This is a genomic window from Cellulomonas humilata, assembly GCF_030814415.1.
In the GTDB taxonomy this organism is placed as follows: domain Bacteria; phylum Actinomycetota; class Actinomycetes; order Actinomycetales; family Cellulomonadaceae; genus Cellulomonas; species Cellulomonas humilata_A.
In genome coordinates this window covers 193,019-211,450 of the sequence record NZ_JAUSVB010000006.1, presented here as the reverse complement: position 1 = coordinate 211,450, position 18,432 = coordinate 193,019, and the positions used below count along the sequence as shown (strand labels likewise).

At 71.3% G+C, this 18,432-nt stretch carries 20 protein-coding genes and 1 tRNA gene; 11 read left to right on the top strand and 10 right to left on the bottom strand.

Going from position 1 to position 18,432, the window contains the following annotated elements:
* Positions 1 to 33: 33 nt before the first annotated feature.
* Both J2X26_RS19620 and J2X26_RS19615 read left to right on the top strand, forming a co-directional pair.
* Positions 34 to 735 carry a phosphatase PAP2 family protein gene (locus J2X26_RS19620; RefSeq protein ID WP_307494395.1) on the top strand — a complete coding sequence of 234 codons (702 nt, stop codon included), beginning with the start codon at positions 34 to 36 and terminating at the stop codon, positions 733 to 735.
* A complete protein-coding gene (locus J2X26_RS19615) occupies positions 710 to 1,441 on the top strand; it encodes a phosphatase PAP2 family protein (RefSeq protein ID WP_307494394.1) in 732 nt (243 codons plus the stop codon). Before J2X26_RS19620 ends, J2X26_RS19615 begins: the two co-directional genes overlap by 26 nt.
* Here the strand turns inward: J2X26_RS19615 and J2X26_RS19610 are convergent.
* Positions 1,409 to 2,041: a hypothetical protein gene (locus J2X26_RS19610; RefSeq protein WP_307494393.1), complete on the bottom strand. Its 633-nt coding sequence runs from the start codon at positions 2,039 to 2,041 to the stop codon at positions 1,409 to 1,411. The genes J2X26_RS19615 and J2X26_RS19610 overlap by 33 nt on opposite strands.
* A gap of 42 nt (positions 2,042 to 2,083) precedes the next feature.
* Here J2X26_RS19610 and J2X26_RS19605 point away from each other — a divergent pair, with 42 nt between their 5' ends.
* A complete protein-coding gene (locus J2X26_RS19605; RefSeq protein WP_307494392.1) occupies positions 2,084 to 2,623 on the top strand; it encodes an AAA family ATPase in 540 nt (179 codons plus the stop codon).
* A 90-nt stretch (positions 2,624 to 2,713) separates the two neighbouring features.
* Here the strand turns inward: J2X26_RS19605 and J2X26_RS19600 are convergent.
* Positions 2,714 to 2,803: transfer RNA gene (locus J2X26_RS19600), tRNA-Ser, on the bottom strand.
* An 82-nt stretch (positions 2,804 to 2,885) separates the two neighbouring features.
* Between J2X26_RS19600 and J2X26_RS19595 the strand changes: the two genes are divergently transcribed.
* Genes J2X26_RS19595 through J2X26_RS19585 form a run of 3 tightly spaced genes read left to right on the top strand, consistent with a single transcriptional unit; the run spans position 2,886 to position 4,398 of the window.
* Positions 2,886 to 3,143 (top strand): FitA-like ribbon-helix-helix domain-containing protein, encoded by a 258-nt coding sequence (locus tag J2X26_RS19595; RefSeq protein WP_307494391.1) that lies wholly within the window; start codon positions 2,886 to 2,888, stop codon positions 3,141 to 3,143.
* A 1-nt stretch (position 3,144) separates the two neighbouring features.
* Positions 3,145 to 3,528: a type II toxin-antitoxin system VapC family toxin gene (locus J2X26_RS19590; protein WP_307494390.1), complete on the top strand. Its 384-nt coding sequence runs from the start codon at positions 3,145 to 3,147 to the stop codon at positions 3,526 to 3,528.
* A gap of 18 nt (positions 3,529 to 3,546) precedes the next feature.
* The gene (locus J2X26_RS19585; protein WP_307494389.1) at positions 3,547 to 4,398 is read left to right on the top strand and encodes an NAD-dependent protein deacetylase; all 852 of its coding nucleotides are present in this window, start codon (positions 3,547 to 3,549) and stop codon (positions 4,396 to 4,398) included.
* Here J2X26_RS19585 and tadA read toward each other — a convergent pair.
* Complete coding sequence (tadA, locus tag J2X26_RS19580; protein WP_307494388.1) at positions 4,386 to 4,865, bottom strand: tRNA adenosine(34) deaminase TadA; 480 nt, start codon at positions 4,863 to 4,865, stop codon at positions 4,386 to 4,388. The genes J2X26_RS19585 and tadA overlap by 13 nt on opposite strands.
* A 39-nt stretch (positions 4,866 to 4,904) precedes the next feature.
* Here tadA and upp point away from each other — a divergent pair, with 39 nt between their 5' ends.
* The 3 genes from upp (at position 4,905) to J2X26_RS19565 (ending at position 6,724) form a co-directional block, all read left to right on the top strand.
* Positions 4,905 to 5,540 carry a uracil phosphoribosyltransferase gene (upp, locus tag J2X26_RS19575; RefSeq protein ID WP_055919117.1) on the top strand — a complete coding sequence of 212 codons (636 nt, stop codon included), beginning with the start codon at positions 4,905 to 4,907 and terminating at the stop codon, positions 5,538 to 5,540.
* A 250-nt stretch (positions 5,541 to 5,790) separates the two neighbouring features.
* A complete protein-coding gene (locus J2X26_RS19570; RefSeq protein ID WP_307494387.1) occupies positions 5,791 to 6,006 on the top strand; it encodes a hypothetical protein in 216 nt (71 codons plus the stop codon).
* 52 nt (positions 6,007 to 6,058) lie between these two features.
* Positions 6,059 to 6,724 (top strand): SDR family oxidoreductase, encoded by a 666-nt coding sequence (locus J2X26_RS19565; protein WP_307494386.1) that lies wholly within the window; start codon positions 6,059 to 6,061, stop codon positions 6,722 to 6,724.
* A gap of 4 nt (positions 6,725 to 6,728) precedes the next feature.
* On the opposite strand, the gene J2X26_RS19560 is transcribed toward J2X26_RS19565, so the two are convergent.
* Positions 6,729 to 10,607, bottom strand: coding sequence for a sigma-70 family RNA polymerase sigma factor (locus tag J2X26_RS19560; RefSeq protein ID WP_307494385.1), 3,879 nt, complete (start codon positions 10,605 to 10,607; stop codon positions 6,729 to 6,731).
* A gap of 145 nt (positions 10,608 to 10,752) precedes the next feature.
* Between J2X26_RS19560 and J2X26_RS19555 the strand changes: the two genes are divergently transcribed.
* Positions 10,753 to 11,571, top strand: coding sequence for a hypothetical protein (locus J2X26_RS19555; RefSeq protein ID WP_307494384.1), 819 nt, complete (start codon positions 10,753 to 10,755; stop codon positions 11,569 to 11,571).
* 100 nt (positions 11,572 to 11,671) lie between these two features.
* Entirely contained in the window at positions 11,672 to 12,550 is an 879-nt protein-coding gene (locus tag J2X26_RS19550; protein WP_307494383.1) for an aminoglycoside phosphotransferase family protein, read from the top strand.
* A gap of 66 nt (positions 12,551 to 12,616) precedes the next feature.
* On the opposite strand, the gene J2X26_RS19545 is transcribed toward J2X26_RS19550, so the two are convergent.
* From J2X26_RS19545 to nrdI, 6 genes are all read right to left on the bottom strand, one after another.
* Positions 12,617 to 12,916, bottom strand: a complete 300-nt coding sequence (locus J2X26_RS19545) for a DUF1540 domain-containing protein (RefSeq protein WP_307494382.1) — start codon at positions 12,914 to 12,916, stop codon at positions 12,617 to 12,619.
* Positions 12,917 to 13,039: 123 nt separating this feature from the next.
* Positions 13,040 to 13,768: a DUF2510 domain-containing protein gene (locus J2X26_RS19540; RefSeq protein ID WP_307494381.1), complete on the bottom strand. Its 729-nt coding sequence runs from the start codon at positions 13,766 to 13,768 to the stop codon at positions 13,040 to 13,042.
* An 86-nt stretch (positions 13,769 to 13,854) separates the two neighbouring features.
* Complete coding sequence (locus J2X26_RS19535) at positions 13,855 to 14,655, bottom strand: DUF2510 domain-containing protein (RefSeq protein ID WP_307494380.1); 801 nt, start codon at positions 14,653 to 14,655, stop codon at positions 13,855 to 13,857.
* A gap of 157 nt (positions 14,656 to 14,812) precedes the next feature.
* On the bottom strand, positions 14,813 to 15,787 hold the full coding sequence (nrdF, locus tag J2X26_RS19530; RefSeq protein ID WP_307494379.1) for a class 1b ribonucleoside-diphosphate reductase subunit beta: 975 nt from the start codon (positions 15,785 to 15,787) through the stop codon (positions 14,813 to 14,815).
* A gap of 34 nt (positions 15,788 to 15,821) precedes the next feature.
* Positions 15,822 to 17,969 carry a class 1b ribonucleoside-diphosphate reductase subunit alpha gene (gene nrdE, locus J2X26_RS19525; RefSeq protein WP_307494378.1) on the bottom strand — a complete coding sequence of 716 codons (2,148 nt, stop codon included), beginning with the start codon at positions 17,967 to 17,969 and terminating at the stop codon, positions 15,822 to 15,824.
* The gene (nrdI, locus tag J2X26_RS19520) at positions 17,939 to 18,355 is read right to left on the bottom strand and encodes a class Ib ribonucleoside-diphosphate reductase assembly flavoprotein NrdI (RefSeq protein WP_307494377.1); all 417 of its coding nucleotides are present in this window, start codon (positions 18,353 to 18,355) and stop codon (positions 17,939 to 17,941) included. The genes nrdE and nrdI overlap by 31 nt, the downstream gene beginning before the upstream one ends.
* Between the last annotated feature and the right edge of the window lie 77 nt (positions 18,356 to 18,432).

Genomic DNA, 18,432 nt, shown 5'->3' with positions numbered 1-18,432 from the left:
GCACACCCACGCGCTCACACTTACCCTCCGGGAATGCGACCCATGCCGCTCCGCCGCCGTGCGCTCCTGCGCGCGGCCGGGTTCGGCGTCGCGTTCACCGTCCCGGTCGCCGTCCTCGCCTACCTCGTCCGCGCCCAGGTGCACGCCGTCGTCGCGTTCGACCAGCGAGTGATCCAGGCCGCGACCGAGTACACCCGCGAGCACCCCGCCCTGAACCAGGCGCTGCTCGTCTGGCAGGAAGTCTTCCAGGCCAAGTGGGTCAACCTCGCGGCGACGCTCGTCTGCGTCTGGGTCTGGCGGCGGCACGGGCTGACCACCCGGGCGCTCTGGGCGTTCCTGACGATCATGGCCGCGTGGATCATCCAGCTGGCCGCCAAGGGCCTGGTCCAGCGGGCCCGTCCCGTGGTCGAGGACGCCGTCGCGCACGCCCCCGGCTCCAGCTTCCCGTCCGGCCACGCCACCAACACCGCGGCCGTCGCCCTGACGCTCACACTGCTCGTCTGGCCGCTGCTCGGCCGCCGCGGACGGGTGGTCGTCCCGCTCGTCGCCGCCACCTGCACCATCCTCACCGCCGTGGACCGCGTGATGCTCGGCGTGCACTACCCCTCCGACGTCGTCGCAGGGATCGCGCTCGGGACGGCCCTCGCGGGTGCGTCCTACCTGGGCTACAGCGGCTGGTCCGCGACGCCCTCCGACCAGGAGAAGAGTGATGCACACCTTCCTGCACCGCTATGAGCTGGACACCTCCGCACCGACGCGCAAGGAGGCGTGGCGGGACTTCGCCCAGCGCGTGCTCCTGCCCGCCGTGGGTCTGTGGCTCGTCATCGTCGGCGTCGGGTTCCTCATCACGGGGCCGCTGAACAACCTGCCAGGCGAGGCTGCAGTCAACGAGTGGTTCGTGACGCAGCGCACCGACACGTTGAACGCGGTCACCGCGGTCCTGTCCGCCATCGGCACGACCGAGTTCATCATCGGCGCGTGCGTGCTCTTCGTCGCCCTGTTCTGGTGGCGGACCAAGCAGTGGTGGCTCGCGATCGTGCCACCGCAGGCCATCGCCGTGCAGGCCATCGTGTTCATGACCGCAGCCCTGGTCGTCGGCCGCGAGCGCCCCGACGTCGAGAAGCTCGACGAGTCGCCGCCCACGTCCAGCTATCCCAGCGGCCACACCGGTGCGTCGACCGCGTTCTACGTCGTCCTGGCGATGCTCGCTCAGCGCATCGAGAACCGCGCCCTGCGTGTGGTCGTCACCGTCGTCTGCCTGCTGGTACCTATCGCCGTCGGCACAGCCCGGCTCTACCGCGGCATGCACAGCCTCTCCGACGTGCTCATGGGCCTGCTCAACGGCCTGGTCTGCGCGTTCCTGGCGTGGAACTACCTGCGCCGGGACACCTCGTCGGCGACCTCGACGTCATCGACTGCCCACAGCGTCGTCGGCCGCTGACGGTTCCCGCAGACCCAGCGAGCGAAGCTCGAGGGCGGCGAGCGAGCGGACGACCTCGGGGTCCCGACGGCGCCACGCGTTCGCGGGGTCGTCGCTCACGCGCGCGAGCGCCCGGACCGGCTGCGTCGCGAGCGCTCGCAGGGCGAACAGGTCCAGGTCGGCCGCGGAGTCGAGGATCCGCCCGGCCGCCCGGGCACGACTGACGAAGCGGGCGCGCACGACCAGCCAGACCCCGGCGACGAGCAGGATCGGGATGGCCGCGACCGTCAACCCCAGCAGCAGCGCCATCTGGTGCACCCCCTCCTGCACCTCGACACCAGCGTCCGCGATCGAGTCCGCGGCACCACCGGCCGCGGTGAAGGGTTCGCGGACGTCGTCGCCGACGAGCGGGACCCGAGCGACCGTGTCTCCCGCGGAGGTCAGGCTCTCCGCGAGCGACGAACCGGCGGCCTCGAGCGTGCGACCGGGAGCGGCGAGCAGCCCGACGACGTCGTACACCCACTGCCCGACGCGCACCCAGAGGACGACCCAGCCGAGCACGAGGAGGTCACCGAGGAGCTGGCGGGCACGCCGCCACGGGGTCTGCGCGTAGAGGATCACGCGGACATCTTGGCGTGCGGTCGTCGGCGATGATGGTCTGTGATGACGACACGACCGACTCTCTACCTGACCGTGGGGCTCCCGGGCACCGGGAAGACCACCGAGGCCCGGCGCATCGAGGTCGAGGAAAGCGCCCTGCGCCTCACGAAGGACGAGTGGGTCAAGGCCCTCTACGGCCTCGCGAACCCGCCGTCGGCCACGGACGTGATCGAAGGACGACTCGTCGAGATCGGGCTGCGCGCTCTCGGGCTCGGCATCAACGTCGTCATCGACTTCGGCCTCTGGTCCCGCGACGAGCGGTCCGCGCTGCGCCAGGCTGCAGCCGACCTCGGTGCGGCGGTCGAGCTGCGTTATCTCGCGCTCTCACCGGCCGAGCAACGCAGACGACTCGACCGACGCCACGCCGACGAGCCGCACACGACGTGGCACATGTCCGACGAGGAGCTCGCCGAGTGGGCGGCCCTCTTCAGCGTCCCGACGCCCGGGGAACTCGACGGCAGCGAACCTGTCGACAGCCCGCCGACGGGTTTCGCGACGTGGGAAGAGTGGCGTCGGCACCGCTGGCCTCCGTCGGTTTCCTGAGCCGGCGCGGCCGGTCGCGACGCTTACGCGTTTTGTGCAGCAACGACGAAGGGCCCCACGCGCAGAAACCTGCGGGTGGGGCCCTTCGACTGGCGGTAGCGGTGGGATTTGAACCCACGGTGGACTTTCACCCACACACGCTTTCGAGGCGTGCTCCTTAGGCCGCTCGGACACGCTACCTCGGCGAGAAGGGTACCTGGTCGGGAGCCCGACCCACGAATCGACGATTGCATGTGCAACACATGCACACTACCGTTGGCACATGGTCATGGTGCAGATCCGACATGTCCCCGACGACCTGCACCGCGAGCTGCGGGCGCGGGCAGCTCGCGAGGGGCGGTCACTGTCCGAGTTCCTCCTCGCGGAGCTCGTGCGGATGGGGTCCCGCCCGACGCTCGACCAGCTCGCGGACCGGATCCGCGCGCGCGACGTGGCGCCGCCGCGCGCAGACCAGCCGGTGGTCGAACTCATCGAGTCCGAGCGGGACGCCCGGGACGCGCACCTGACCGCGGAGCACTGACGTGCTCGTGGTCGACGCGTCGGTGGTCGTCGACTTCCTCCTCGATCCGGACGGTCTGCGCGAGCGATTCCGTGCAGGCGGCGATGATCTGCACGCCCCGGCGCACCTCGACGTCGAGGTGCTGAGTGCACTGCGACGCCTGGCGCAACGCAGGACGCTGACCGAGGGGCGCGCCCGTGGCGCCGTCGACGATCTCGCGGACCTGCCCCTGGCCCGGTACGACGTGACGCCGCTGCTGCGCCGGTCGTGGCAGCTGCGCGAGCAGGTCAGTGCGTACGACGCGCCGTACATCGCTCTCGCGGAGGCCCTCGACGCGACCCTCCTCACGCGGGACCAGCGCCTTGCGCGCACCTCCGGGCACACCGCGCGGGTCGAGGCCGTCTGACCGTCGTACCGTGGACGGATGGAGGCGCGCCCGATGACCGCAGGCTCCTTGGCGGACGTCGTCGAGGTGCTCGCCGGCCACCGCCTCGCGGCGCTCACGGGGGCGGGGGTCTCGACGGACTCCGGCATCCCCGACTACCGCGGCCCCGACTCCCCGCCGCGCACCCCGATGACGTTCCAGCAGTTCACGTCGGACACGGCCTTCCGCCGCCACTACTGGGCCCGCAACCACGTCGGCTGGCGGCACGTGCACCGGACGATGCCGAACGCGGGCCATCGCGCGCTGGCCGCCCTGGAGCACCGCGGCGTGGTCACCGGCCTGATCACGCAGAACGTCGACCTCCTGCACGAGGCGGCGGGCTCCCGGCAGGTCATCGACCTGCACGGCCGCTACGACCGGGTGCGCTGCCTGTCCTGCGGCATCGTGATCTCCCGCGCGGAGCTGGCCGACCGGCTCGACACGCTGAACCCCGGGTTCACCGCAGCCGTCGCGGACATCGAGATCGCCCCGGACGCCGACGCCGTCATCGAGCAGACCAGCCACTTCGTCGTCGCGGACTGCAGCGCGTGCGGGGGGATGCTCAAGCCGGACATCGTCTACTTCGGCGAGAACGTGCCGCGGGAGCGGGTGGAGCGGGCCTTCGCGATGGTCGACGCCGCCGACGCGCTCCTGGTCGCGGGGTCGTCGCTGACCGTCCAGTCGGGGCTGAGGTTCGTGCGGCACGCGGCTCAGACGGGCAAGCCGGTGGTCGTCGTGAACCGGGGCGCCACGCGCGGTGACAGGTACGCGGCCGTGACGCTCGACGCGGGGACGTCGGAGACGCTCACCGACCTGTCCGAGACCCTGCCGACGCCCCGTCAGTCGCGCTGAGCCTCGAAGAACCGCTGCAGCAGCAGCCCGCACTCCTCCGCGCGCACGCCGCCCACGACCTCGACCCGGTGGTTCAGCCGCCGGTCCCGCACGACGTCCCACTGCGAGCCGCACGCCCCTGCCTTCGGGTCCCACGCACCGAGGACCAGGCGCGGGATGCGCGCCAGCACGGTGGCACCGGCGCACATGAGGCACGGCTCGAGGGTCACGACGAGGGTGCAGTCGTCGAGCCGCCAGCGCCCGAGCCGGTCAGCGGCGGACCGCAGCGCCAGGATCTCCGCGTGAGCGGTGGGGTCGGCGTCGACCTCCCGGCGGTTCCGGCCCCGGCCGACGACGTCACCGGTCGGTCCGACGACCACCGCGCCCACCGGGACGTCCCCGGTGAGCACCGCACGGCGGGCCTCGTCGAGCGCGAGCCCCATCGCCCAGGTGTCGGCCGCCTGCCACGGGCGGAGGACGTCGCTCATGAACGCATCATGGCGTACGGCGACCGGTAGGTTGAGGCCATGCGCCTGCACGTCGCGGACCACCCCCTGGTCGCCCACAAGCTCACCGTCCTGCGCGACCAGAACACTGCGTCGCCGACCTTCCGCCTCCTGGTCGACGAGCTGGTCACCCTGCTCGCCTACGAGGCGACCCGGCACGTCCACGTCGAGTCCGTCGACATCGTCACCCCCGTCACGGCGACGACCGGCGTCAAGCTGGCCGACCCGCGCCCGCTCGTCGTGCCGATCCTGCGCGCCGGGCTCGGCATGCTCGACGGGATGACCCGCCTGCTGCCCACGGCCGAGGTCGGCTTCCTGGGGATGCAGCGCGACGAGGAGACCCTCGAGGCCATCACGTACGCCAACCGCCTCCCTGACGACCTGTCGGGCCGCCAGTGCTTCCTGCTGGACCCGATGCTGGCCACCGGCGGCACCCTGGTCGCGGCCATCGACTTCCTGCTGGCCCGGGGCGCCCGCGACGTCACGGCGGTCTGCCTCCTGGCCGCGCCCGAGGGCCTCGCGGTGGTCGAGCAGGCCGTGGGCGACCGGGCCGACGTGTCGGTCGTCGTCGCAGCCGTCGACGAGCGCCTCAACGACAAGGCGTACATCGTGCCGGGGCTCGGGGACGCCGGCGACCGGTTGTACGGGGTCGTCTAACCCGTCCCACGCCCTGGGACGACGAGGGATCTCCCTTGGTGCTGGCGACCCGTCGTGCGACAGTCGCCTCATGACCACGTCTGCGCTGCGCCTCGCCGCCGCGTATCCGTGCGCGTGTCATCGGTCCTGATCCACCAGGCCCCGACCACACCGCCGCCCGTCGACCGGGCCCGCGGACCGCGCACGCACCGGAGACGTCATGTCACTTCCCGCACAGCTACCCACCCCGCAACCAGGCTTGCTCCTGTACGTGAGCCTGCCTGAGGGGACCGCCCGCGCCCCGGGCGACCTGGCCGAGGTCGCCGAGGTGCTGCGCGAGTTCGCCACGGAGATGCTTCCCGGCGCCGAGACGTACACGGCCCTCTCGCTCGCGCCGGCGGGGTCCGACGACGTGCACCGCCTCGGCGACCGCATGAGCCACCTACGGCTCCTCGACGTCCTCGCCGACCCGGGGGACGCCGGCTGAGGAAAGTCTCCTCCGCTCGCAGGTCCCGGCCCTCGTGCCTACCGTGGGTGCCATGCGCATCGCGATCGCAGGGGGCCACGGTCAGGTCGCACGACACCTGTCCCGGGCCCTGACCGCGCGCGGTGACGTCCCCGTGGCCCTCGTCCGCCAGCTCCAGCACGTCGGCGACGTCGTCGCGGACGGCGCCGAGGCCGTGGTCCTCGACCTGGAGCGCGCGAACGCGCGGGACGTCGCCGAGGCGATCGCCGGGGCCGATGCCGTCGTGTTCGCTGCGGGCGCCGGGCCGGGCAGCGGGATCGCCCGCAAGGACACGGTGGACCGGGCCGCGGCCGGGCTGCTGGCCGACGGCGCCGAGCAGGCCGGGGTGCGGCGGTACGTGCTCGTCTCGTCGATGGGCGCTGGCGCTCCCCCGCCGCCCGGGACCGACGAGGTGTTCGCCGCCTACCTCGTCGCCAAGCGCGCCGCGGAGCTCGACCTGCGGACCCGCGACCTCGACTGGACGATCCTGCGCCCCGGCGGCCTCACCGACGACGAGCCGACGGGATCCGTCCGGCTCGACGACTCGGTGCCGCGCGGCTCGGTCCCCCGGGCCGACGTCGCCGCGGTCCTCGTCGCGCTGCTGCACGAGCCGCGCACGGCGGGGTTGGCCCTCGAGCTGATCGGCGGCGTGGTGCCCACCGACGCAGCCGTCGCGGCCGTCACGGAACGAGCCGACTGACCGGTCAGCCGACCGACTCGTCGTCGATGGCGGGCACAGGCGTGGACCGCAGCGTGATCGCCCCGATGAGGTACTGGTCGCCGGCGGTCGTCGCCGTCAGCGAGCTCACGTCGCATGCCAGCGTCACCTCGCCGAACCCCTTGGCGTCCGTGCCCAGCGAGTTGCTCGCCCGCCAGCCCGTCGCCGTCGAGTCGAAGGCGTTGTTGTCGGAGCCGTTCGACCCGTCCCACCTCGTCGGTCGGAGAGGGCGCTGGGTAGTGCCGCCGGAGCCACAGGTGTCGCCCAGCACCAGCCGATCGCCGGTCCCGGTACGGTCGCCTTCCCACGCGACCACCCCGATACGGGCGGCCGTACCCGCCTCGGCGGCGAACTCGAAGGCGGTCGGCACCGCGGAGGTGCCGATCCACTGCCCGCCGTCGTAGACGGTGACCGAGGCGTCGGACTCGGGGTCGGCGAACACGACCACGAGGGACCAGCCCGCGTAGTACGTCCGGTCCTGGTCGGTGGCCGTCGCGCTCACGGCGACGTCGGCGACCGACCAAGCGCCCGGGCCGCGCGCCGCCACGAGATCGGTGACGTCGGCGAACGACTGGTAGTACTGCCGGGAGGCGTTGTCGGTGGGCTCGGCGAGCACCTTGCCGGCCACGTCGACGTAGGTGCCTCCGGGTCCGCGCAGTCGCGCCAGCTCGCGTGAACCGCTCCAGGTGTCTCGGGGTCCGATGTTCGCCGACCAGTACAACCCGGCGAAGAGGATCTTGCGGCCCTTGGGCACGTCGAGCTGCGCGGTGGACGACACCGGGACCTTGCCGCGCGGTGTGCCCGGGGGTGGCGGCGCGTCGTCGAGCGGCACCATGGTGAGCGCGTTGTTGTCCCGGTCGCCCTTCTCGATCGCCGAGGCGCACGCGTAGACGGTCAGGGAGCAGGACAGCAGCGGAGCCCCGATCTCGGTCACGTCCGCCCGGGTGAAGCTGCCGCGCACGTCCAGCCCGGCCGACGACGTCTGGACCGAGCTCTGGCTCTGCGCCGACGCGCCGACGGCCTCCACCGCGACCGACGCGGTGCCCTGCGCGCTGCCGACCGCCCGGATGCCGACCAGGACCTGCACCGTCGAGCCCGCTGTGACCGTCTTCAGGTCGCAGACCACGGTCCGCTCGTCGGGCGACGCGGTGCAGGCGTTCGGCGGCGACGAGGCGGCGGCGAGGACGGCACGCAGGTTGATCGGAAGCCGCAGCGTGGCGCGGGTGCTCTCGGCGTCGGCGCCGCTCGCGCGCACCGTGAACGACGCAGTCCCCGTTCCGCCACCCAGCCAGACGTGCGGGTCGCCGTCGTCCAGGGTGAGCACCGGCGCGGTGGCGTCGACCGCGATGCCGAACGCGGCGGCGGGGTCGGCGTCGGGTGCCTGCGCGGACGCGGTCACGGTGCCGACGGCGCCGAACGAACCGGTGACGGCCTCGAGGTTGACGGGCAGGTCCAGCGTGGCCCCCGCGTCGATCACCCCGGTGGTGCACTCCACGGCCGACGCCGACGCGTCGGAGCAGGTCCAGGTCCCCGGGACGACCGCGGGCGACCCGAAGCCGACCCCCGCGGGCCGGCTGAGCGTCACGGTGACGCCCTGGGCGGGCAGCTCACCCGTGTTCGACACGCTCAGCGGGACGCTCGCAGGCGATCCGACGGCAACGGTCGCAGCGCTCTGGCCGGAGATCGCCAGGGCAGCGGGACGCTGGACGGTGAACGGCATCGTGACCGTCTCGGAGACCAGGCGCCCGCTCGGCGCCAGCTCGACGGCCAGCAGACCGGAGGTCGGGACCCCGGTGGGCGCCGACGTCAGCAGCAGCGAGAGCGGGGCGTCAGCCCGGGCAGGGACGGCGGCGGGGTGGCACGTCAGCGGGCTCGCGCCGGTACAGAGCCACGTCGAACCGGGCACTGCAGCACCCGTGACGCCCGTCGGGAGGTGCACCGTGACGGTGCCGGCACCGGCGGCGACCCCCGTGCCGCCCATGTTCGCGACGGGCAGGTCCAGCTGACGCGTCCGGCCGTTGACCAGCGGGACGGTGGTGGGCACGCTGCGCAGCGCGAGGCGAGCCGGCGACGGCGCGATGGCCACCTTGATCGGCGGGGCGACGTAGTCGATGCCGACCCCCTGGACGCGCAGACCGATCTCGCCGTCCGCCCGGTCGAACGACTCGTCGATCGAGACGCGCAGGACCAGGGTCGACGTCGACATGGCCGGCAGGCGGTCGAGCGTGCAGCGGGCGATGGTGACTCCCGCTCCGGCACCGTCGGCACACAGCCAGCCGGCCGCGCCCATCACGGCGAAGCGACCCCCGGCGAGCCCGTCGAGCGCGGCCGCCGCGATGCCGTCGAGCGCCACGCCGTCGGGCAGGGTCACCTCGGCGACCAGGTCCGTCGCGGCCGTACCACCGCTGTTGAGCAGCCCGACCACGAGCTCCTGACCGCCGAGCCCCGCCTCGAGGGTGAGCCCGCCGGGCGGCACGTCGATCGACACCGACGCGGGAGCGGGCGCCGGCGGGACCGCCGGCACGACGGGAGGCGCCGGGGTGGTCACGGTCGCCGCGGGAGCGTCGGCAGTCACGTCACCGGCGAGGTCCGCCGAGTCGTCCTCGTCGTCCACGACGACGTCGTCGTCCGTGGGCAGGTCGCTGGGCTCCGGCGTCGGGATGTCGGTGGGTTGGGGCGTCACCACCGCCTCGGCGCTGGGCGTCGGCTCAGGAGTGCTGCTGGCCGACTCGCTGACGGTCGGCTCCGGTGCGGCGACCGTCGCGTCGTCCGGGGATCCGAACAGATTGGAGATGGCGACGGCGGCCACGGCGGCGAGCGCCACGCCGCCCACGACGACCGCAGCAGCCCCGAGCGGGATCGCCGCCAGGAACGCCGCGACACCGCCGGCCGCGGCCGCACCACCCGCCGCTCCGGCACCGACCGCAGTGACGGTTCCGGTCGCCGCCGCACCGGCCCCCGCCGTGCCGCCGGCCGCCGCGCCACCCGCGCCCGCACCGGCGCCACCGACCCCTGCCGCAGCAGCTGCTGCGGCACCAGCCGCGAGACCGCCGCCCACGGGCAGGGCAGCACCGAGTGCGCCCAGCCCGAGCAGGCCGAGCACGAGGGGTGCGATGACGGCACGCATGCCGTGGTTGACGTCGCCCAGCTCGAGCAGGAGCCCGCGACAGGTACCGCAGTCCTCGAGGTGCGCCTCGACCTGCGCGGTCTCGCGCGTGCCCAGCCCGCCGCGGACGTAGGCACCGAGCTTGCCGGCGACACTCCGGCACCCCTCGTCGAGCGGGTCCTGCAGGTGCTGCTGGAGGTAGGCCTGCCGCAGACCCTCGCGCGCCCGGTACGCCAGGGCCGCCACGCCGTTGGCGGTGAGCCCGAGGATGGGCGCGATCTCCGCGGGCGTCAGGCCCTCCACCTCGGTGTGCCACAGCACGGCCTGCCACCGTTCGGGCAGCGAGTGGAACGCGCGCGCGACGACCCCCCGCTCGAAGCCGGCGAGCGCGGGCTCCTCCGCGGTGCCGGCCAGGGCGGTGCCCGCCTCGAGCACGGCGATGTCGTCCGTCGGCTGGACGCGGCGGTTCTTCTCACGACGTAGCCCGGCGACGCGACGCACGACGGTGAAGAGGTAGGCACGGAAGGCCGACTCGGGTCCGTTGCCCCGCTCGATGGCACCGAAGACGGCGGTGAACGAGTCCGCGACGACGTCGTCGGCGTCCTCCGGGGAGTCCGAGTACTGCCGGGCGACCACCCAGGCGGCGCCCGCGTGCCGCTCGTAGAGCGCGCCGATGGCAGCAGCGTCTCCGGAGCGCGCGGAGGCGATCAGCTCCGCGTCTCCCGTGACACCGCTGTCCAGCTGCGTGCTTGCTGACACGAACGGCTCCCGTCGGCATTCCTCGTCGACGGCACAGCCTGCCATATGCGGCGTTTCCATATAAGCAGGGTGAAAGTTCACCGGGTGAAAAGGCGCGCGAGTGGCGTCACACCCGACACGTGTTGGCCTCTCATCCAGCGTGACGATGAACTCAGGGTCCAACAACGCCCCGATGCCGGCCCTCTCGGGTGCCGTCCCGACGGACGCGTTGCCCGCGACGCTCCGGGAACGCTGGCGCGACGAGAGCGTCGGCTCGGTCTGGCTGCGCCCGTCGGACTGGTACCACCCGGCCGTCGACGCGCTCGCGACCGCCCTGCTCTCCGCGGGCGACCCCGCCGGTGCCGCCACGGAGCTCGGCCATGCCCGGGGCTACGACGGCGTCGGCATCGGTGAGACGTTGGACGACCTGGCCTGCCTGTACCGGACCCTCGGCGCCGCCGAGCCGCCGATGGCCGTCATGCGCGCGCTGTGCGAGGGCTGGGCCGATGCGCAGGCGGGCGCCGTCGTCGTCGGCGCCGCGCTCGACCCCGAGTCCGGGCTGCCGAGCCGCCAGTACCTGGCGCTCCGCCTCGCGGAGACCTACCGCGACGCGACTCTGCCCACGCAGCGGTCACGCACCGTGGCCGACCTCGGGCACCACCTGGTGATCATCGACGTGGCCACCGGTGACGTCGACCCGTTCACCCGGGCCGCCCGGTCCGCCGCCGTGGGCGCCGCGATGATTCAGACCTACGGCGACGGGCACCCGATGGCGACCCTGGGCGGGGGCGTCTTCGCCGTCCTCGCGCGCGCCGACGAGGACCCGCACCCGCCGCTCGAGGCCCTCCACCAGGAGATCGCCCGGCGCTGCGAGCTCCTGAAGGTCCGCGCCTCCATGCGCCAGCCGGTCCGCGTCTGGATCGAGCCGCTGCCGACCACCCACGAGCAGGCGCTGCGGATGCTCGACCGGGTCGCCCGGCCCTGATCCAGGGTCTTCGACAGGTGTCCGTGAGGTAAAGCGCAGGTCAGGGACTTCTTGGTAGCTGACGGGGGACATCTCGGGCGAATGCGTCTACCGTCGATCCATGAACTCCGCTGGACTTGCTCCGAGCGGCCCCACGACGCCTTCGGAACGAAGGGCTGCTGAGGCCGCTGAGACGTACCCGCCCGACCTTCCCACCCAGCCAGACCGCCGTTCGACCGTTCCCGTCGACCAGCCCCTCCCGCCCGTCGACGAGGTCCTCGCCGCCTCCGCCGAACCCGGCCCGATCCTCGCCTCCGGGGCGACCGCCGACGTGTTCGCCCTCGACGACCTGCACGTCCTGCGTCGGTACCGCTCCGGCGCCGACGCGTCCCCCGAGGTCCACCTGCTGCGGCACGTCGTCGCGCACGGCTTCCCCGCCCCGGCCGTCCTGCAGGCCGGCGGACGCGACCTCGTGATGGAACGCCTGCACGGCCCGACCCTGCTGCAGGCGCTCGGGGCCGGCGAGGTCTCGCTGCCCGACGCGGCCGGCATCCTGCACGACCTGCACACCCGTCTGCACGCGATCCCGGCGCCCGAGGGGTGGGGACCGGACGAGCCCGAGGCCTGGCCGCTGGTCACCTCCGGCCCGTCGGTGGTCCACCTGGACCTGCACCCGGGCAACGTGATCCTCACCGAGAACCACGGGCCCGCCCTGGTGGACTGGGCGAACGCCCGCACGGGCACCGCGGAGCTCGACGTGTCGCTGACGGCCCTGATCATCTCGGAGGTCGCGGTCGACGCCGGCGGCGTGTACTCGCAGGCCGCCCGCGCGCTCCTGGCGGCGTTCCTGGCAGCCAGCGACATCGACCCGCTCGTCGAGCTGGACGTCGCGGCCGAGCTGCGCGCCCTGGATCCCTCGCTGGTCCCCGGCGAGCGCGAGCTGGTACCTGCGGCCGCCGTGCTGGTCCGGGACCTGGTCGAGGTCGCCGCACACCCCTGACCTCTCCAGACGCAGACGCGACGGCGGCCGCCCCGGTCAGCGGGGCGGCCGTCGTCGCGTCTGGGGTCAGCGGGCGCTGAACGTGAGGCAGTCGGCCTCTTCGTGGCCGGCGCCCACGCGGATGGACTCCGCGGTGCACTCGAGCGACGTGTTGTGCACGCACTCGGCGCGCTGGCAGGCACCGACGTGGGTGATCACCTTGTCGAGGCCGCCCTTGGTGCCGAGCGGGAAGAACGTGGTGCACTGCGCGTCGCCGGTGGTACCGCCGATGTTCACGGCGGCGGCGTGGCAGTGCGAGTGGTCGTTGTACGAACAGCCGGCGACCGAACACTCGGCGACTGCGGGCATGTCCATCAGGGTGCTCATGTCGACCTCCGTGGGGGCGGGGTGTGCGCTTCTCTCGACGGTAGACCCGTCGCACGCACCCTGCATAGGAAGGAAGGGCAGGCTTACCCGCAGGTCAGGACCACAATTCAGGTGAGGCTGCCCTCACCACGGTCCTCGTCGGTACTCCGCCGACATCGACCACAGGGTGAGTGCCGGAGCCAGCGGCCCTGCCACCATGAGCAGCAAACCGATCGGCAGGGCGACGGGGACCGCGATCGACAGGACGAGCCCGATGCCGAACAGGAGGAGCCCGACCCCGCACGCCACGAGGAGCTTCCACAGCACGATCGCACCAAGGGCTCCCCGGACCGAGCGGCCGACGACCCGGTAGCCGGCCCGGCCGGCCTCGCTCTGCATACCCGGCGCGGTCGATCCCGTCCCGGGGCCGACCATCCATCCCGGAGCCGCGATGTCGGGGTCAGGCCTGGCCACCATCGTCTCCACGAAGAGCTGCTCGCCGACCCCCGCGATCGCGCCCACCACGCCGCCCCTCCTGCGCAGCTGGTACGCGGCCTCGACCGCCGCCTGGTGCTCGATGGGGATCTGCACGTCCCCGCCGCTCCGGTCGCCCCGCACGTGCTGGGCGACCGCCTGCGCCAGCGGCGAGCCCGCGTACCGCTCGTCCGTGATCGGCGGGAAGGCGTGCGTGACCGGGTCGTTCGGGCCGTGCCACGTGACCGGTCCGACCCCTCCCGTGGCCTCTTGCCCGACGATCGGTTTGCCGACCATCCGGCCCGGCTGCACGTGCTCGGTCCACCGCGTGCCGTCCCACCACCGGAGCATCCCGTCCCGCTGGGGGTCCGGGTACCAGTTCGGTGCGACTGCGTCCACGCTGTCTCCATGTGTTTCGAGGGGCCGACGATGAGCGGTTGTCGGGTCTATCGACGTCCGTGCGGCCGAGCGTGAGCCGGCGCGGCTCACGAGCGCAGGCGTCGCAGACCCGAGGTGATCGACGACGAGCCGACGACGAGCCCACGGATCCCGAGGACGAGCAACGCGACGCCGACCACCGGGAAGATGCCCAGCAGCAGCATCATCCCGGCCGACGCCGGGACCCGGGCGCCGCTCGGGTTCGCCGTCGGGTAGATGACGGTGATCGACGAGCCGATCGACGGGCAACTGCTCGACGAGTACCCCGCCCGCGCGCGGTACGTCGCGCCGCCGGCCGTGAACGCCGCCTCCGGGGAGCACAGTCGTGAGCCCTTGCTGCCGGTCGACTCGTGGAGCTCGACCACCGTCCCGGAGGTCGAGGTCTCGCCCGCGCCGGCGCGCGCGGACATGATCTGGGGGACGACGAAGAGGCCGCTCAGGGCGAAGACGAGCCCGATGAAGATCATCTTGACCCCGTTGCCGGCACCGACACTGCGCCGGCCCCCGACGATCCCTCCGAACACCTCGGCCGCGCCCTGGATCTGCGTGGGGCTACCGAAGGTCGGCGCCCCGCCGCCGTAGGGGTGCGTGCCGCCGGAGCCGTAGGGCTGGACACCGCCTTGGCCGTACGGCAGGGTGCGCTGCTGCAGTGCTGCGGTCGCCTCGAACGCGGCCGCGTACTCCGACGGCATCCCACCGGCGGGCTCCGGAACATGCTGCGGCGCGGGCGCGGGCGCGTCCGACACCGTGGGTCGCACGTGCGCCGTCCACTGCTGACCGTCCCACCAGCGATCCATCCCTGGAGCAGCATCGGGGCTCGGGTACCAGCCAGGCGGTGGTGCGGTCACGTCGACTCCCGTCGCACGAAGGTTCGGGGCCGGTGCGCGCGGTCCCCGCGACGCAGATCGGTCCGGGCGGCCCGGGAGTTGAGCCGACGGCGCCGAGAACGACCGAACGGCCGACCCCCCGAAGAGGGCCGGCCGTTCGCGTGTTCTGGGCGACGGGTCAGAAGTCCCAGTCGTCGTCCTCGGTGTTGACGGCCTTGCCGATGACGTACGACGAGCCCGAGCCGGAGAAGAAGTCGTGGTTCTCGTCGGCGTTCGGCGACAGGGCCGACAGGATCGCCGGGTTCACGTCGGTCTCGTCGCGCGGGAAGAGCGACTCGTAGCCGAGGTTCATGAGGGCCTTGTTGGCGTTGTAGCGCAGGAACTTCTTGACGTCCTCGGTCAGGCCGACGCCGTCGTAGAGGTCCTGCGTGTACTCGACCTCGTTGTCGTACAGCTCGAAGAGGAGCTCGAACGTGTAGTCCTTGAGCTCCGCCTTCTCGGCGGCCGACAGCTTCTCGAGGCCCTTCTGGTACTTGTAGCCGATGTAATACCCGTGCACGGCCTCGTCGCGGATGATCAGGCGGATCAGGTCGGCCGTGTTGGTGAGCTTGGCGCGGCTGGACCAGTACATCGGCAGGTAGAAGCCCGAGTAGAACAGGAACGACTCCAGCAACGTGCTGGCGACCTTCCGCTTCAGGGGCGAGTCGCCGCGGTAGTACTCCATGACGATCTCGGCCTTGCGCTGCAGGTTCGGGTTCTCCTCCGACCAGCGGAACGCCTCGTCGATCTCCTTGGTGGAGCAGAGCGTGGAGAAGATCGAGCTGTACGACTTGGCGTGCACCGACTCCATGAACGCGATGTTCGTGTAGACGGCCTCCTCGTGCGGCGTGATCGCGTCCGGGATGAGCGACACGGCGCCGACGGTGCCCTGGATGGTGTCCAGCAGCGTCAGGCCGGTGAAGACACGCATCGTGAGCGTCTTCTCCTGCTCGGTCAGCGTGGCCCACGACTGCACGTCGTTGGACACCGGGACCTTCTCCGGCAGCCAGAAGTTGCCGACGAGGCGGTCCCAGACGTCTGCGTCCTTGTCGTCGTCGAGCCGGTTCCAGTTGATCGCGGAGACGCGGCTGACGAGCTTGAGCTTCTCGCTCATCGGAGTGCTTCCTTCGTGTCGTTCAGAGAAGTGGTCAGAGCATGCACGAGACGCAGCCCTCGACCTCGGTGCCCTCGAGCGCGAGCTGGCGCAGGCGGATGTAGTAGATCGTCTTGATGCCCTTGCGCCAGGCGTAGATCTGCGCCTTGTTCAGGTCACGGGTGGTCGCCGTGTCCTTGAAGAACAGGGTCAGCGACAGGCCCTGGTCGACGTGCTGCGTCGCCTCGGCGTAGGTGTCGATGACCTTCTCGTAACCGATCTCGTACGCGTCCTGGTAGTACTCCAGGTTGTCGTTCGTCATGAACGGCGCCGGGTAGTAGACGCGGCCGATCTTGCCTTCCTTGCGGATCTCGATCTTCGACGCGATCGGGTGGATCGAGCTCGTCGAGTGGTTGATGTACGAGATCGAGCCCGTCGGCGGCACCGCCTGGAGGTTCTGGTTGTAGATGCCGTGCTCCTTGACCAGCGCAGCCAGCTCGGCCCAGTCCTCCTGGGTCGGGATGTGCACGCCGGCGTCGGCGAACAGGGCGGCGATGCGCTCCGTCTTGGGCACCCACGGCTTCGACGTGTACTTCTCGAAGTACTCGCCCGTCGCGTACTTCGAGTCCGCGAAGCCGTCGAACGCGCGACCGCGCTCCTGGGCCAGCAGGTTCGAGGCACGGATCGCGTGGTACGCCACCGTGTAGAAGTAGATGTTGGTGAAGTCGAGGCCCTCGTCGGACCCGTAGAAGATGCGCTCGCGGGCCAGGTAGCCGTGCAGGTTCATCTGGCCGAGGCCGATGGCGTGGCCGCCGGCGTTGGCCTTCTTGATGGACGGGACGGACTCGATGTCGGTCTGGTCGGAGACACCGGTCAGGGCGCGGATGGCCACCTCGACGGACTTGCCGAAGTCGGGCGAGTCCATCGACAGCGCGATGTTCATCGAGCCGAGGTTGCAGGAGATGTCCCGGCCGACCGTCTTGTACGAGAGGTCCTCGTTGTACTCCGACGGCGTCGAGACCTGCAGGATCTCCGAGCACAGGTTCGAGTGCGTGATCTTGCCGGCGATCGGGTTGGCCCGGTTCACCGTGTCCTCGAACATGACGTACGGGTAGCCGGACTCGAACTGCAGCTCCGCCAGCGTCTGGAAGAACTCGCGGGCGCTGATCTTGGTCTTCTTGATCCGCGCGTCGTCGACCATCTCGTAGTACTTCTCGGTGACGTTGATGTCCGCGAACGGCACCCCGTACACGCGCTCGACGTCGTACGGCGAGAACAGGTACATGGGCTCGTTCTTCTTCGCCAGCTCGAACGTGATGTCCGGGATGACGACGCCCAGCGAGAGGGTCTTGATCCGGATCTTCTCGTCGGCGTTCTCGCGCTTGGTGTCGAGGAACCGGTAGATGTCCGGGTGGTGCGCGTGCAGGTACACCGCGCCGGCGCCCTGGCGGGCACCCAGCTGGTTGGCGTACGAGAAGGAGTCTTCGAGGAGCTTCATCACGGGGATGACGCCGGAGCTCTGGTTCTCGATGTGCTTGATGGGCGCGCCGTGCTCGCGGATGTTGCTGAGCAGGAGCGCCACGCCGCCGCCGCGCTTGGACAGCTGCAGGGCGGAGTTGATGCCGCGCGCGATGGACTCCATGTTGTCCTCGATGCGCAGCAGGAAGCAGGAGACCGGCTCACCGCGCTGCGCCTTGCCGAGGTTGAGGAACGTCGGCGTCGCCGGCTGGAACCGGCCGGAGACGATCTCGTCGACCAGGGAGATCGCGAAGTCCTGGTTCCCCTCCGCCAGTGCGAGGGCGACCATGCAGACGCGGTCCTCGAAGCGCTCCAGGTACCGCTTCCCGTCGAACGTCTTCAGCGTGTACGACGTGTAGTACTTGAACGCGCCGAGGAACGTCTGGAAGCGGAACTTCTTGGAGTACGCGTACTCGAAGAGCGTCTTGATGAACGCGCGGTCGTACTGCCCGAGGATCTCCGGGTCGTAGTACTTGTTCTCGACGAGGTAGTCGAGCTTCTCGTTGAGGTCGTGGAAGAAGACCGTGTTCTGGTTGACGTGCTGCAGGAAGTACGCGCGCGCCGCCTCACGGTCCTTGTCGAACTGGATCTCACCGTCCGCGCCATACAGGTTCAGCATGGCGTTGAGGGCGTGGTAATCCAGGCCCGACGTCTCTACGCGGGTATCTGCGACTGTCGTTGCCAAAATCTTCCCAATCCCTCACGGACGTTGTGGACGTCCTCTGTCGTACCCATGAGCTCGAACCCGTACAGGTAGGGGACGCGACACTTGGTCGCGATGATGTCCCCTGCGATGCAGTAGGCCTCGCCGAAGTTCGTGTTGCCTGCCGCGATCACGCCGCGGATCAGCGCACGGTTGTCCTCGTCGTTGAGGAACTTGATGACCTGCTTCGGTACTGCGCCACCCTCGTTGCCCCCGCCGTACGTCGGCAGGATGAGTACGTACGGCTCGGAGGCGTGCAGGAACGGGTCTGTCGGACGCAACGGGATGCGCTGCGCCGGCAGACCGAGCTTCTGCACGAACCGGTGGGTGTTGTCCGAGGCGGAGGAGAAGTAGACCAGGGAGCTCATCGGCCGGATCCCCTCACCTCGGGTCGTGCGGTGGTGCGTGCGAGCGCAGAGAAGCCCGCCGGATCGGCGCGGTGTCG